14 protein-coding genes are annotated in these 13,445 nt (G+C 58.6%); 2 read left to right on the forward strand and 12 right to left on the reverse strand.

Features of this window, described 5'->3' with window-relative positions:
- Position 1 precedes the first annotated feature (1 nt).
- Together FQB27_RS01755 and FQB27_RS01760 are read left to right on the forward strand one after the other, a co-directional pair.
- Positions 2-772 carry an enoyl-CoA hydratase/isomerase family protein gene (locus tag FQB27_RS01755; protein WP_169559151.1) on the forward strand — a complete coding sequence of 257 codons (771 nt, stop codon included), beginning with the start codon at positions 2-4 and terminating at the stop codon, positions 770-772.
- 4 nt (positions 773-776) lie between these two features.
- Positions 777-1,595, forward strand: a complete 819-nt coding sequence (locus FQB27_RS01760) for a GntR family transcriptional regulator (protein ID WP_169559152.1) — start codon at positions 777-779, stop codon at positions 1,593-1,595.
- 51 nt (positions 1,596-1,646) lie between these two features.
- Here FQB27_RS01760 and FQB27_RS01765 read toward each other — a convergent pair whose 3' ends face one another.
- The 12 genes from FQB27_RS01765 to FQB27_RS01820 all read right to left on the reverse strand — a co-directional run bounded on the left by FQB27_RS01765 (position 1,647) and on the right by FQB27_RS01820 (position 13,417).
- Positions 1,647-2,762 (reverse strand): CaiB/BaiF CoA transferase family protein, encoded by a 1,116-nt coding sequence (locus FQB27_RS01765; RefSeq protein ID WP_169559153.1) that lies wholly within the window; start codon positions 2,760-2,762, stop codon positions 1,647-1,649.
- 14 nt (positions 2,763-2,776) lie between these two features.
- On the reverse strand, positions 2,777-4,075 hold the full coding sequence (locus FQB27_RS01770) for a TRAP transporter large permease (protein ID WP_169559154.1): 1,299 nt from the start codon (positions 4,073-4,075) through the stop codon (positions 2,777-2,779).
- A complete protein-coding gene (locus FQB27_RS01775; RefSeq protein WP_169559155.1) occupies positions 4,072-4,584 on the reverse strand; it encodes a TRAP transporter small permease in 513 nt (170 codons plus the stop codon). The genes FQB27_RS01770 and FQB27_RS01775 overlap by 4 nt, the downstream gene beginning before the upstream one ends.
- A gap of 68 nt (positions 4,585-4,652) precedes the next feature.
- A complete protein-coding gene (locus tag FQB27_RS01780; RefSeq protein ID WP_169559156.1) occupies positions 4,653-5,681 on the reverse strand; it encodes a TRAP transporter substrate-binding protein in 1,029 nt (342 codons plus the stop codon).
- A 69-nt stretch (positions 5,682-5,750) separates the two neighbouring features.
- Positions 5,751-6,542, reverse strand: a complete 792-nt coding sequence (locus FQB27_RS01785; RefSeq protein WP_169559157.1) for an enoyl-CoA hydratase/isomerase family protein — start codon at positions 6,540-6,542, stop codon at positions 5,751-5,753.
- Between the two features lie 402 nt (positions 6,543-6,944).
- Positions 6,945-7,394 carry a MaoC/PaaZ C-terminal domain-containing protein gene (locus FQB27_RS01790; protein ID WP_169559158.1) on the reverse strand — a complete coding sequence of 150 codons (450 nt, stop codon included), beginning with the start codon at positions 7,392-7,394 and terminating at the stop codon, positions 6,945-6,947.
- 9 nt (positions 7,395-7,403) lie between these two features.
- Complete coding sequence (locus FQB27_RS01795; protein WP_169559159.1) at positions 7,404-9,008, reverse strand: AMP-binding protein; 1,605 nt, start codon at positions 9,006-9,008, stop codon at positions 7,404-7,406.
- Positions 9,008-9,724: an ABC transporter ATP-binding protein gene (locus FQB27_RS01800; protein ID WP_169559160.1), complete on the reverse strand. Its 717-nt coding sequence runs from the start codon at positions 9,722-9,724 to the stop codon at positions 9,008-9,010. Before FQB27_RS01800 ends, FQB27_RS01795 begins: the two co-directional genes overlap by 1 nt.
- Positions 9,721-10,485 carry an ABC transporter ATP-binding protein gene (locus FQB27_RS01805; RefSeq protein WP_169559161.1) on the reverse strand — a complete coding sequence of 255 codons (765 nt, stop codon included), beginning with the start codon at positions 10,483-10,485 and terminating at the stop codon, positions 9,721-9,723. Before FQB27_RS01805 ends, FQB27_RS01800 begins: the two co-directional genes overlap by 4 nt.
- On the reverse strand, positions 10,482-11,375 hold the full coding sequence (locus FQB27_RS01810; RefSeq protein WP_169559162.1) for a branched-chain amino acid ABC transporter permease: 894 nt from the start codon (positions 11,373-11,375) through the stop codon (positions 10,482-10,484). The genes FQB27_RS01805 and FQB27_RS01810 overlap by 4 nt, the downstream gene beginning before the upstream one ends.
- A 14-nt stretch (positions 11,376-11,389) precedes the next feature.
- A complete protein-coding gene (locus tag FQB27_RS01815) occupies positions 11,390-12,259 on the reverse strand; it encodes a branched-chain amino acid ABC transporter permease (protein WP_169559163.1) in 870 nt (289 codons plus the stop codon).
- Positions 12,260-12,277: 18 nt separating this feature from the next.
- Positions 12,278-13,417 (reverse strand): ABC transporter substrate-binding protein, encoded by a 1,140-nt coding sequence (locus tag FQB27_RS01820; RefSeq protein ID WP_169559164.1) that lies wholly within the window; start codon positions 13,415-13,417, stop codon positions 12,278-12,280.
- Positions 13,418-13,445: the final 28 nt, after the last annotated feature.

Here is a 13,445-nt window from a genome sequence, read left to right on the forward strand (position 1 = left end):
CATGACGTCCGTATCCGGTTCCGACATTCTGGTAGAGCGCGACGGGTATCTCGGGATTGTCACCCTGAACCGTCCGCCCCACAATTTCTTCAGTACCGAAATGTTTGCGGCGCTGGAGGCGGCATTCCGCGATCTTGCGGCCTCGCCGGATTGCCGTGCGATTGTCCTGCAGGCCAGCGGCCGCAGTTTCTGTGCCGGGGCCGATTTCAACGGGTCCGGCCTTAATCTGGATCAGGTGTTTGCTGTCTATCAGGCCGCTGTTGGCTTGTTTTCATTGCCCCTTCCCATTGTGGCCAGAATTCAGGGCCCGGCGGTTGGCGGCGGGCTGGGGCTGGCCTTGCTGGCGGACTTCCGCATTGCCGGGCCGGGGGCACGGTTTTCTGCCAATTTTTCCCGGCTGGGCCTGCATTGTGGTTTCGGTATCAGCGCCACCCTGCCCCGGGTTGTCGGACGTCAGGCGGCGGCGGATTTACTTTTGACCGGCCGTCGTATAAAACCGGATGAAGCCAAGGCCATGGGACTGGTTGACCGTCTGGTGGAGGACGAGGCACTGGAGCGTGTGACCCTGGATTTCGCCGGGGAAATTGCCGCCGGTGCCCCGCTTGCGGTTCAATCCATGCGGCAGGCCCTGTTTGGAGATCGGGCAGAGCATGTCCAGAAGGCGGTCCAGCGGGAATTGGCGGAACAGAAGGTACAGATACAGACAGAGGATTTCCGGGAAGGGGTGCGGGCATATGCCGAAAGGCGCGCTGCGAACTTCACCGGTCGATAACCATATGACAGACAAGGTTTCTTCTCTTCCCGGGCAGGATGGGCATTCTTTGCGCTCTGGCGATGGAATCCCGTTGTACCTGAAACTGGCCAGTGTCTTTCGTGAAAAGATCACGAGAGGGGAATGGCCCGCCGGCGAACAGATCGCAACCCTGCCTGACCTGAAGCAGCAATATGGCGTGGCCCGGGCCACGGTCCAGCAGGCCATCCGTATCCTGAGCGAAGAGGGCTTGCTGTCCAGCTCGCGCGGGCGGGGAACCTTTGTCATTCCGCAGGCGGAACGACAAAACGCGGATCAACCGCCCCCCTATGACCAGCTTGAACTGGACCCCCGCTTCAACATTCGCATCCTGTCCCGCACCCTGTGCCATGAATGCCGGGATGTGGTGCGCCCGCTGGCCCCGGACATGGGGCCGTTCATCCATATTCGTAAGCAGCATCTCTTCTTCGAGATGCCGTATTCGCTGGTTGATCTTTATGTGCCAAAGGACGTGTTCGACAAGATCCCGTCCGATGCGGACCAGACCCGGCTTTATGCCCAGCTTGTCCGCGATTATTCCGATTTCAAGAATCTGGACGGAAAACAGAGCATCACCATTGTGCAGGCGGATCATGAAAGCGCTGTTGCGCTGGGGGTGACCCTGGCCTCGCCGCTGGCCCGGATTGATTCCACCCTTGTAACCGATCAGGATATTGCCGTCATGTCCCACCGGGCCCTGATCCGCAGTGACCTGTTTCAGGCCCGCCGCACCGTGCGGGATTTTTTCTCGGCCGATCCGAAAAACTGGCGCCCCACGGCAAAAACACCGAACCCCGAAAACTAGAAACGGGAAGGTTTCGCTTTCAGGGTCCGGGTTTTGTGAGGGCTGGGTTGTTCAGGATCGGGGAACGGCCACTTCGCCAATGGCCGGTGCCGCAGAACGGATTTTCGGCCTCTCCCCGTTGAAGGAAACAGGAAGTGCCATCATGGCCACGTCTTTCAGGCCGGGCAGCGGTTGCAAGATATCCAGTGCCTGCACCTGCGAATCCTCAAGGACTTGCGGCATGGTGCGGATCGGGGCGTTGGGAACCCCGGCACTGTTAAGTTTTTCTTCCAGTTCCGCCATGGGCATGGGCCGGATGACACCGGCGATCAGGCCGATGATTTCCTCTTTATGCTTGCGGCGAAGCTCGTTGTTCAGGAAGCGGGGGTCTTCCGCCCATTCCGGATGACCAAGGGCGCCGACAAGGGCCTTGAACAGGCGGTCATTGCCGGGCGCGATCACCAGCGGGCCATCCTGTGTCTCGAACGCCTGATAGGGAACCAGAAGGGGATGACCGGTGCCATGCCGCGCCGGAATAAATCCGCTGGTGACATAGGTCGCCAGATGGGACGCCCCCCACATCAGCGCGGTTTCCAGAAGCGAGGTGTTGACAATGCACCCCTTGCCGGTGCGGGCCCGGTTCCACAGGGCGGCAAGCGCCCCGATGGCAGTCCACATACCGGTGCCAAGATCCACGACCGAGGCCCCGATCCGGGCTTCCGGCCCGTCCGGGTGTCCGTTGACGCTGACCAGTCCGGCGAAGGCCTGCATCAGGGGCTCATAGCCGGGCCGGTTGCGAAGCGGTCCCTTGTGACCAAACGCCCCCATGTCACAATAGATCAGGTGCGGGAATTGGGCGGTCAGGGTCTGGCCATCAAGGCCAAGCGCCGCCATGGTTCCGGGGCGCATATTGTGAATAAGGATATCGCTTTCGGCGATCAGGGAGCGCAGTTGCGCCTTGCCCTGTTCCTCCTTCAGGTTCAGGACGACCGAGCTTTTGCCCCGGTTCATCAGGTGAAAGATGGCCGACGAATCCGGGGAAATGGGTGGTCCCCATTTCCGGGCATCGTCGCCGTCCTGTTTCTCGATTTTCTCGACCGTTGCCCCAAGGTCAGCCAGAATGGCTCCGGCAAACGGCCCCGACAGGTTCTGGCCAATTTCCAGAACGCGGATATCAGATAACATCATCAGTTCGTTTCTCCTTAAAAACCGGCCACGGCGGGAAGCCACAGGGACAGTCCCGGCACCAGAATAAGCAGGACAAGAATGATCAGTTCGGTCAGCAGGAACGGCCAGACCCCCTTGAAAATCCTGCTGGGGGGGACTTTCGTGGTGCTGCTGACGATGAAGACGTTCAGGCCCATGGGCGGGGTGATCAACCCGATTTCGGCTGTTTTCACAAACAGGATCCCCAGCCAGACCGCATCAAATTCCAGCCCGGCCATCAGCGGATAGATCAGTGGCAAGGTCAGGACGAGAATGGCAAGCTGGTCCAGAAAGAACCCCAGGATCATCAACAGCAGCAGAACCGCCGCAAGAACCACATACCGGTTCACGTCCGCTTCCTGGATCATGAACAGCAATTCCTGGGTCAGCCCTGTCATGGTGATGAAAACGCCAAAGATGGCCGCACAGGCAATGATCGCCAGAATCATGGCACTGTTACCGGTCGCAGATTTCAGGGCATTCAGGAAATCGCGCCATCCCATACGCCGCATGGACAGGGCCAGCAGCATGGCAAGGAAAGCACCAACGGCCCCGATCTCGGTGGGGGTTACCACGCCGGAATAAATGGTGCCCACGATGATGACCATCAGGGTCAGGACCGGCCAGACCGTTTTCAGGGTTTGGACCCGTTCCTTCATGGTGGCCCGTTCTGCGGAATGGGGGGCGATTTCAGGACGCCGCCGGATCATCAGGTTGATGGTCACCGCATAGCCGAGCGCGGTGATGGCACCGGGAACAAACCCCGCCACCAGCAGCTTCCCGACCGAGGTTTCCGTGATCACCCCGTAAAAGACCAGTCCGATGCTGGGCGGGACCATGATGGCAAGGGTGCCGATCACCGCAAGGGCAGCGGTTGAAAATCTGTCTTCATAGCCATACCGCTTCATTTCAGGATAGGCGGCAGAGGCAAGGGTTCCTGCAGCAGCGGAGGAAGACCCGGAAATGGCGGCCAGCAACACACCACCGGCAATGGCGGAATAGGCCACCCCGCCCCGGAAGTGCCCCAGCCATTTGTCAGAGGCGGCGAACAGGTCTCGCGTAAAGCGGCCTGAATTCAGGAATTCCGCCATCAGGATAAACATGGGCAGGGTGGTCAGGGTATAGCTGGCCACATGCTCATAGGGGGCCGCTTTCAGGATTCCGGCCAGCGGATAGTGGCCCGCCACCAGAAAAAGACCGGTTGCGCCGGATACCAGCATGGCAAAGGCAACCGGCATGCCATTGAGAAGCAGCAGGAACAGAAACAGGATAATAGCAAGGGCTGTCAGGGTCATGCCGTGTCTCCTGCTGCGTGGGTTTGCGGACGGGTGGGAAAGAAGATTTCCAGAAACAGGCGCACAGTCAGCAGGCCGCATCCCAGCGGCACCCAGACATAGCTCCAGTATAACGGGAACTGGATGGCGCCAAAGGTGGTGTCCAGCTTGATGAATTTCTCGATGGCTTCCCCGGCGCTGAACCATGTCAGCAGGCCAAAGGCCGCCGCGCTGAGCAGGGCGTTTAGGCGGGCCGAGATTTTTCCCGGCAGTTGTTCAAGCCAGCTGGTCAGCACATCCAGCCTGACCATGCCCCCCCGGGCATAGGTGGCGGGCATGCTGAGAAAGGCAACGATGACCATGAGATAGAGAGAGGTAAATTCAAAACTGCCGCTGAGAGGGATTCCGACGGCGTAACGTCCAAGCGCATCGACCGTGATACAGATCATCATGACAAAAAGGGCCAATTGGGCCACTCGCAGGAAAACGGTATCAAAAAAGCCGAGCACGACATTCATCTGTCTGTGCATTGTATATTCCCTTGCATCCGGAACCGGTGGAAATGACCCACGGTCATCCCGCACCGGTTCTGTTGCATTTACTGTTTGGCGAGGTGGGCTTTGAAGGCGTCCAGCATGTCCTGACCGGGCAGGTTTCTGGCTTCCATCTGGGAGACCCATTCCCTGGCCACGGTTTGCAGGCGTTCTTCAAACTGACCAAGCACCGCACCGGAAAGCGCAAACGGTTTTACGCCAGCCTTCTCCAGTTTCGGATAGGACTGGTCGTTGAAGGTCTGGAACTGGCTGGACATGCTGGTGCGAAGCTCGTCGGCGACGGTCATCAGTTGTGTCTTTACGTCGTCCGGCAGGCCCTGCCAGACGTCCTCGTTGATCAGGGTTGCAAAGGCAACGGCGCCAAGGCTGGCATTGGTGGAAACGCTTGCCAGGACTTCATCAATTTTATAGGCGAAGGTGCTGGGCGGGTTATAGATGGCCCCGTCCACGGTACCGCGCTGCAGGGCAAGATACAGGTCGGCCGCAGGAACCTTGACCGGGACGGCACCCAATGATTTGGCGATCATTTCCCCGGTGGCGCCCGCAGTCCTCAGTTTCAGGTTGTCGATGTCCTTGATATCGCCAAGGCTGTCCCCCTTGCGCAGCATAAGCTGGTAGGGCGGGGTGATGAAGCCCCACAGGGGCCGGACATTGTTGGACAGGTATTCCCGTTCCAGAAGCTCGGTCTTGATATAGGCGTCAAATGCGGCACTGCCCTTGACGGAATCGGTGAACAGGCCCGGCAGTTCGGCGGCACTGGTCAGGGGAACCTTGTCCGTCACATACACCACGCCGACCACGGCAATATCCACGACCCGGTTACGGACCGCATCGAACAGGCCGGCGGCTTTGGAAATCTGTTCCGCCGGGAACATGCGAATATTGATGCGCCCCTCGCTTTTTTCCTCGATGGTTTTCTTGAAGGTTTGCATGCCCAGTTTTGACGCCACATGGGTCAGGGGAAACTGGTCCGCCATTTTCAGGGTGATCGTTTCATTCGCCTGGGCATTCCAGCCGAACAGGGAAAGCGCAGCGGCAAAACCGGCCACTTTCATCGGGTTTGTCAGTTTCATGTTTTCCTCCTCTGTTATGATCACAAATCCAGCACACACATCGTCTTTGTGACTTTTCTTTTGAGACGTTTATTCCGACCACTTGAAGCGGGGCGGTTTCTTGTTCAGGAAGCGATTGGCCGCGTCCTTGTGGTATTCACTGGCAAAACACAGGGCCTGTCCGGCGGCTTCGGCCTCGACAACCTGCCGCATATCCATGGCGAAGCTTTGGTCCAGCAGGGTCTTGCTGACCCCGACGGCAAGCGGGGACGCGCCCCGAAACCCTTCGGCAAGGTCTTTTGCCGCCTCCAGTACGCTGCCGGTTTGCACAACCCGGTAGGCAAGGCCAAGGGACAGGGCTTCCTCTGCCCCGATCATCCGGGCCGAGAAAAGAATTTCCTTGGCCGCGGCCAGACCAACCCGTCTTGGCAGGGAATAATGCAGGCCGAAATCCCCGATCAGGCCCAGTTTGGCAAAGGACGCACAAAAGGTTGCCGTCGGGCCCGCCAGTACGAAATCCGCCGCAAGAGCCATTCCGAACCCGGCCCCGAAGGCCGGACCTTCCACGGCGGCAATCAGCGGTTTGTCCAGCGTGGCCATCTGAACGGCGAAGGCACCGGTGCGGCGCATCCGGTCCCGGCCCGTGGTCACGCCATCCTTCATTTCCCGCATGACTGAAATGTCACCACCGGCGCAGAAACTGCCCCCGGCACCGGTCAGAATGATGGCAAAGACCTGTTCGTCCGATGTCAGGTCCCGAAGGGCATCGGGAAGCTCTTCGCGCATGCGTAAATCAATGGCGTTCTTTTTATCGGGGCGGTTCAGGGTCAGGATGGCAAGGCCGTCCTGTTTTTCCAGGCGGATTGTTTCATACTCAGCCACAGCAAGCCTCCCCCCGTGTTTCAGGCGCGGATACAAGCGGCGCGGGACCGCACGGTCCGTTGAGGATTTTGGGATAAAAGGCGAGGCAGGAGGTAGAACCAGACATTGGGTATTCCCCGTTTTCTTATTATTCTTTTATAAAGACCTATATACTGTTCTTTTGTTATTTTCAACAAACTTCATGAAGGGTTTATTGTTTTTGTTGGCAAGGAGAGCATGAGAGGAGGCGGCTTGCCCTGAATGATCGGGGGCGGGCGGCGACAGGGAACAGGTCGGGAGCAGGCCGGGAGCAGGTGGCCCGAAAGGGGTAATCTTTTGGGGGAGAGAGCGGAATAGCACGCGCCCGAACGGGCAGGGGGGGCAGGCCCGGACGATGCGCCCGGGCCCCGGTATTTATGCGTTTTACGCCGGATTGACGCGGACCAGAACATCGGACCGGCCGCTATGGACGACCTCGCCTTTCTGGTCGATCAGTTCGAAAAGACGTCCGATCCGTCCGGTATTGCCGGATTTGCCCAGTTCCTTTTCAAGGATCGTGAGGCGCAGGTGCAGGGTATCGCCGATAAAGATCGGTTTCTTGAACTGCCAGTCGGATACCCCCAGCATGGCCACGGCACTGTCCTCGAAGATGCCAAGGCCGTGCATCAGGCCAAGGGCAAGGCCAATCCCAAAGGCCCCGTGGATCAGCCTTTCGCCGTATTTTGTCTTGCTGGCAAACTCGCTGTCATTATGGACCGGGTTCCAGTCTCCCGTCAGCATGGAGAACATGGTCAGGTCCGTTTCGGTCATGGTTCTCGCCTGCGAGGTAAAGACCTGTCCTTCCTCGAAATCGGCGTAGTAATAAGTGCTCATGTGATTTTCCTAGTCCCCGGCAGTGATGATCTGTTCCGCCTGCTCGCGCAGTTTGTTCTTCTGGATTTTCAGGCCGTTTGCGCTTTCGGTTGTGGGAAAGGCGTCAAGCTGAATGATCCGCACCGGGATCTTGTAATGGGCCAGACGGGCCGACGCCTGTTCCAGAATGGCCGCTTCCTCAAGCGGGCCGTTTTCCGAGACAACAAAGGCAAAGGTCCGGGTTTTGCCGTCGACGGGAATACCGACCACCTGACATTTTTCCACACCGGGAAATCCTTCGATGACTTCCTCGATTTCTTTCGGGTCTGTCAGGAAGCCGGACAACCGCAGGAAGTCGCCGTTGCGGGCGAGATAGACAAAGCTGCCATCTTCCCGGAGGTACCCCGCATCCCCGCTGTTGAAATAGCCTTCCTCGTCGATGGCTTTTTCCGTTGCTTCCGGGTTGCGGTAATAGCCGACAAAGTTGCCAGCCGTCCTGAATTCAAGAATTCCCACCTCGTTCGCGGGACAGAGTTCCCCTGTTTCGGGGTTCCGAACCCGGATGGAGGCGTCCTTCCCGGCAGCAGGCTGTCCGCCGCCCCGCAACCGTTCCGCAACGGGCAGGTCAAGGGACTGGATCGAATAGAGTGCGTTCAGTTCGCTGGCCCCATACAGACCGGCAAGGGGAACCCCCGTTGCCGCGATGCGGGCCAGTTTTTCCTCGATCCCTGGGGTGAAGGAGGCAAAACCACAGATGCGGGCCACATCAAAGGCGCTTTTGTCTGTTTCCCACATCTGCACGAACATGTCGTCGCTTCCGAACATGTGCGTGATGGCATTGTCCTTGGCGGTTTTGAGTGCAAGGCCCAGATTGAACACCTCGTTCAGGTAAATGGGGGCCCCGCTGGCGATACTCGTCAGCGTGGGGACAATCCCGAAGACCCCGCAGAAGGGCATAACCGCCATATAGCGGGCGGTGGGTTCGTCAAAGCCGAACGCCGAAACACACTGGTTTGCATGCCAGCCAACGGTTCGTTGCAGATGCAGGACCAGCTTGGGCAGGTTGGTGGTGCCCGAAGTGGTGAACAGGATCAGCGGGCTATCTGCCGTTCCGGTCCGTGTCACCGTGCGGCCGGGCAGGGCATGCCGGCCGAAATGCTGAACGGGCAGGCCGCCCACGGGGGCCAGCCTGTCCGCATTCGGGTCCAGCGAGACAAGCGCCTTCAGGTCCGGCAGCTTGCTGAAATCCAGCTCCCCGATCATCCCGTAGAAATCGGAATGCTGGCTTTTGGCATCAAAGATCAGCATACGGGCGCCGCTGGACGACAGGATATGGGAAAGCTCCGCGGTTCTGTAGCGGGTGTTGACGGCGGCAACGGTGGCGCCGATCCGCGCGCACCCGAACAGCAGCATCATCCATTCCAGCTTGTTGGGCAGCCAGACCGCCACCCGATCGCCCGCCGTGATGCCCTGATCCAGCAGCCATGCGGCGGTTCCCTCCACCAGCGTGTCAAACGCATCCGGCAGGACGGCGTGACCGGTTTCCTCGACAAAGACGGGGCGGTCATCGCCGGCCTGTTGCCACGCCAGACGGTCGGCAAGGGCACTGTCGAAACTCAGGTCTGAAAAGGCCATTAATACAGCTCCATCAGTTTCTGGTTGTCCTGCAAATCCTCTGGCAGGCCCTCCCAGATCATGGAGCCGGATTTCATCACCACCACCCGGTCCGAAATTTTCAGGGCCTCGCGCACGTTTTGCTCAACCAGCAGAATGGACAATCCTTCGCGCTGCTGCAACTCCCGGATTGGGGCCAGCAGGTCCTGAAACAGTTTGGGGGCCAAGCCGATGGACGGTTCATCCATCAGCAGGATACGCGGTCGGTTCAGCAGGGCCCGGCCAATGGAGACCATTTGCTGCTGCCCCCCGGACAGGTTCCCCGCCGGGCGCAGCATAAACTCGCGAATGGCCGGCAGAATATCCAGAACCCAGTCAACCCGGTCCTGTTGTTCCGCTTTGGGCACTCCGGTCGCGCGCATCCCAAGGGTGAAGATATCCCGTACCGTCAGGCTGGGAAAAATACCCCGCCCTTCCGGCACCATGGCAACGCCCCGATCGGCGCGGTCCCTCGGGCTTTGGGGGGTGACATCCTCACCGTCAATGCGGACCTGCCCGGACAGGGGGGGCAGCAGACCGAACAGGCTTTTCAGCAGGGTGGACTTGCCGGCCCCGTTATGGCCGATCAGGCACAGGACCTCATCATTTCGCAGGGTGACGGAAATATCATTGATGACCGGACGACCGCCATAGCCAACGGTAATGGCATCGGCTTTCAAGACCTCGCTGGTACTCATGCGCGTTCTCCAAAATAGATGGCTGTCAGTTCAGGATCGTTGAGAACGGTTTCCGGGTCTCCGTCCGCCAGCAACCGTCCCCGGTCCAGAAAGGCGATCCGGTCGGAAATGCTGATCACGATATCAAGGTTGTGCTCGATGATGCACACCGTGACCCCCTTTTTTACCTCGACCCGCAGGATATCCAGAAACCGGTCATAGGACTGGGGGTCCAGCCCCGACGCCGGTTCATCCAGCAACCAAAGCCGGGCATCGGTGGCAAGGATACGGGCCATGGACAGGAATTTCCGTTCCGCATAGGCCAGATCATTGGCAAGGGTATGCCGCTTGTCGGCCAGTCCGGTCCGCTCCAGGGCATACTCAACCCGTTCCTGCTGCTCTGCCCGTTGGGCGCGGGTGCGGAAGGTGGGGAAGGACATGGGCTCGATCGAGGTCAGGATATTTTCCTCGACGGTCATGTCGTTGAACAGGCGCAGGTCCTGAAAGGTCCGAAGAATGCCTTTTCGGGCGGCCTGATAGGGTTTGATCCGGTCGATCTTCTGTCCCAGCCAGCGGATTGACCCGGTATCCTTGGTCAGTTCCCCGGTGATCAGGTTGAAAAAGGTGGTTTTTCCCGCCCCGTTCGGACCGACCAGCGTGGTGACGATGCCGGCCCGCAGGTCCATGGAAACCTCATCAACGGCCTTGACCCCGCCAAAGGATTTGTTCAATCCCCGGATTTCCAGCAGAACATCGGAGGAAGATGTGTGTGTATCGGTCATTTGCTTCCCCCGGCTGATGTGACTTTTTTCCGGCCGATAATGCCGCCCGGTCGGTAAATCATGAGCAGCGCCATGCCCAGACCATAGATAATCTGCTGGATCGAGCCGATTTCCGTTTGCGGCAGGAAGTCCAGATAGCTGATGACGCTGGGCAACAGCAGCAGAAGCGCGGCCCCGACGATGGGTCCGGCCTGTGTGCCGGTACCGCCAATAATGACCATGGCCATGATCAGCACCGATGTGTCGAGCATGAAGCTTTCCACGTTGATGAAGGCCAGATAGCTGGCATAGAGGGCGCCCGCCACAGCCGTCAGCGCGGCAGAGATGACCACCGAAATGGTCTTGATCAGGGGCACGTTCTTGCCAAAGGCTGCCGCCGCGCTTTCACTGTCCCGGATGGCCTGAAGGCTGCGGCCGAAACTGGAATGGACAAGGCGGTTGATGACCACCAGAACGACAATCAGGGTGACGACAGTCAGGAAAATAAACTCGCCGGGTTTGTAGATTTCCAGCCCGGCGATATTGACGGGCGGAATGCCGATCAGGCCGCCGATCCCCCCGGTTACGCCTTTCCATTCGGAAAAAATGGTAACCGCAAGGACTTGCAGGCCAAGGGAGGCCGCGACGAAATATTCACCGCGCACCCGCAGCGCCGGAAGCGCCAGCACAAGCGAAAGGGCGGCCCCGATGGCCATGGCCACCGGCAGGGTTATAAAGATCGATGCCGAAAAATTCAGGGCCGTATAGGAACTGGCATAGGCGCCGATGCCGAAAAACACGGCATGGGCCAGCGAATAGATGCCGGCATAGCCCATGATGAAATTCAGGGTGACGGCAAGAATGGAATAGATCGAGATCAGGATGGCGAGGTTCAGCAGATAGGCTTCCACGGTTCTTCCTTTCTCTAGTGTGTTGCGGAACGGCCAAGCAGGCCGGACGGGCGAAGAAGGATGAACAGGAACAGGATGGCGAAGGTCACCGCCTCGGTCCACTGCGATTCCACATAGAGGAGGGCGAGGCTCTCGGCGAGGCCAAGGACCAGTCCCGCGATCAGGGTTCCAGGAACGCTGCCGATCCCGCCGACGATGGTCGCGGCAAGGGAAATCAGCATCACATGGTGACCCATGGCCGGGTTAAGCCCCTGCGTTGCCCCCGAAATGATCGCGGCGGGCACCACCAGAAGCGATCCGATGGCAAAGGCACAGGCCGAGATGAATTTGGGGTTGAGACCAAAGACACGGACCAGTTCCGGGTTGTCGGACAGGGCCCGAAGCGCCATGCCGGTGGTGCTGAAGCGCAGGAAATACCAAAGCGCGGCAAAAAAGACGGTGGCACACAGCACCGCAATCCAGGCAAGAGGGGCCACATACAGCCCCTCTGCCAGTTCCACGGACTTTGACAGGGATGTTTGCACCGCGACATAACCGCGACCGAAAACCATGCCGATCACGTTCTGCACCACAATGCCAATGCCGAACGAGGCGACAAAGACGGTGAAGAACGATCCTTCATCCCGTTGGATGGGCACATAGATAAACCGGTACATCAACAGCCCGAAGACAATGGCGCCGCTGGCGGCGGCCAGAATGGCCGGGATGACACCGTATCCGCTGACATCAACGAAATAGAAAAGATAGGCGGCGATAATAAAGGTGGCCCCATGCGAGAAATGGAAGATGCGGGTTGACCCGAAAATCAGGGAGAACCCCACTGCCGTGAGCGCATAGATAGCCCCTGTTTGAAGGCCGGTTATGGCCAACTGCAGAGCAAGCATCGATAATGTCCGTGTGTTTTAGTTGAAGGTAACCGTCTTCAGCGTTTCGGTTTTACCCGCTTTCAGCGTGTTGATCTTGATGGGGAACAGCAAGGTGCCGTTTTCCTGGAAGGAAACGGTGCCGCCTACAAGGTCAAATGACGGGGTTTCCAGACGCTTCTTCAGAAGGTTTTCGCCGGTCACGTCTTTTCCTTCCGCTTCCAGTGCCTGTGCCAGCAGGGCAAACAGACGGGTCGCGTTATAGTAGTTGACGTTATAGGCGTTTGGTTCCCGATTGTGCTTGGCGGTGAAGTCCTTGACGAAACGCTGGGTTACCGGGTCTTCAGACGTGAAATCGACGCTCTGTCCGGTAAAGATCATGCCTTCGGATTCCGGCAGGGCGATGGCATCCGGAACGGCATAGCCGGAATAGGTCACCAACAGGGAATCCACACCATTGTCCCGCAACTGCTTGACGATCTGGATTTGCTGCGCGCCATAACTGGCGACATAGACGGCATCGGCCTTCGCGGCACGAACCTTGGCGGCAACGCCGGAGAATTGCTGCGCGGTTGTCGGCACGGACAGGGTGTCGATCAGCTCACCGCCGGCTTTTTCCAGCTCGGATTCCAGTTCTTCCAAAATGGAGTTTCCGAACGGATCATCGATGTAAACCAGAACGATGCGCTTGATATCCCGTTCCTTGACCAGATAGGGAACCGCCGCCCGGACTTCCAGATTGACCAGCGGGATCACGTTCCAGAAATATTCGCCAAGCTGGGCCAGATCGGGGCCCACACCGCCGCCGTTCACGGCCACAACCGAATTCCGCTGGCCGATGGTTGAAATCGCCTTGGAAACACCCGTGAAGGCGGACAGTGTGTAGGGAACGTTTGTCACATTGACCAGCTTTGTCATACCGATGACGGCTGGCTGCGGCAGGCCCTGACTGTCTTCATAGGCAATGGACAGTTTTCCGTTCAGGAGATTGTCTGCGTTTACATGCTCAACCGCCAGATCGGAACCGGCCATGAACACATCGCCATAGACGGCGTTTGGTCCGCTCAGCGGAAACAGGGCCCCGATTGTCTGGTCCGCGGCAAGGGCGCTCCCCATTGCGGAAAATCCAAGGCATGCTGTAAGAGAAACCTTACCCACGAAAGCAAAGATGCTTTTCATTGTTTTTCCATCCCATTTATTTGTTTTT

It is taken from the genome of Sneathiella chinensis (genome assembly GCF_012720115.1).
Lineage (GTDB): Bacteria > Pseudomonadota > Alphaproteobacteria > Sneathiellales > Sneathiellaceae > Sneathiella > Sneathiella chinensis.

What these genes read in the sequence shown, in the direction of transcription:
- FQB27_RS01755 (WP_169559151.1), top strand. Translation starts at nt 2, where the DNA reads ATGACGTCCGTATCCGGTTCCGACATTCTGGTAGAGCGCGACGGGTAT.
- FQB27_RS01760 (WP_169559152.1), top strand. Translation starts at nt 777, where the DNA reads ATGACAGACAAGGTTTCTTCTCTTCCCGGGCAGGATGGGCATTCTTTG.
- FQB27_RS01765 (WP_169559153.1), bottom strand. Translation starts at nt 2,762, where the DNA reads ATGATGTTATCTGATATCCGCGTTCTGGAAATTGGCCAGAACCTGTCG.
- FQB27_RS01770 (WP_169559154.1), bottom strand. Translation starts at nt 4,075, where the DNA reads ATGACCCTGACAGCCCTTGCTATTATCCTGTTTCTGTTCCTGCTGCTT.
- FQB27_RS01775 (WP_169559155.1), bottom strand. Translation starts at nt 4,584, where the DNA reads ATGCACAGACAGATGAATGTCGTGCTCGGCTTTTTTGATACCGTTTTC.
- FQB27_RS01780 (WP_169559156.1), bottom strand. Translation starts at nt 5,681, where the DNA reads ATGAAACTGACAAACCCGATGAAAGTGGCCGGTTTTGCCGCTGCGCTT.
- FQB27_RS01790 (WP_169559158.1), bottom strand. Translation starts at nt 7,394, where the DNA reads ATGAGCACTTATTACTACGCCGATTTCGAGGAAGGACAGGTCTTTACC.
- FQB27_RS01795 (WP_169559159.1), bottom strand. Translation starts at nt 9,008, where the DNA reads ATGGCCTTTTCAGACCTGAGTTTCGACAGTGCCCTTGCCGACCGTCTG.
- FQB27_RS01800 (WP_169559160.1), bottom strand. Translation starts at nt 9,724, where the DNA reads ATGAGTACCAGCGAGGTCTTGAAAGCCGATGCCATTACCGTTGGCTAT.
- FQB27_RS01805 (WP_169559161.1), bottom strand. Translation starts at nt 10,485, where the DNA reads ATGACCGATACACACACATCTTCCTCCGATGTTCTGCTGGAAATCCGG.
- FQB27_RS01815 (WP_169559163.1), bottom strand. Translation starts at nt 12,259, where the DNA reads ATGCTTGCTCTGCAGTTGGCCATAACCGGCCTTCAAACAGGGGCTATC.
- FQB27_RS01820 (WP_169559164.1), bottom strand. Translation starts at nt 13,417, where the DNA reads ATGAAAAGCATCTTTGCTTTCGTGGGTAAGGTTTCTCTTACAGCATGC.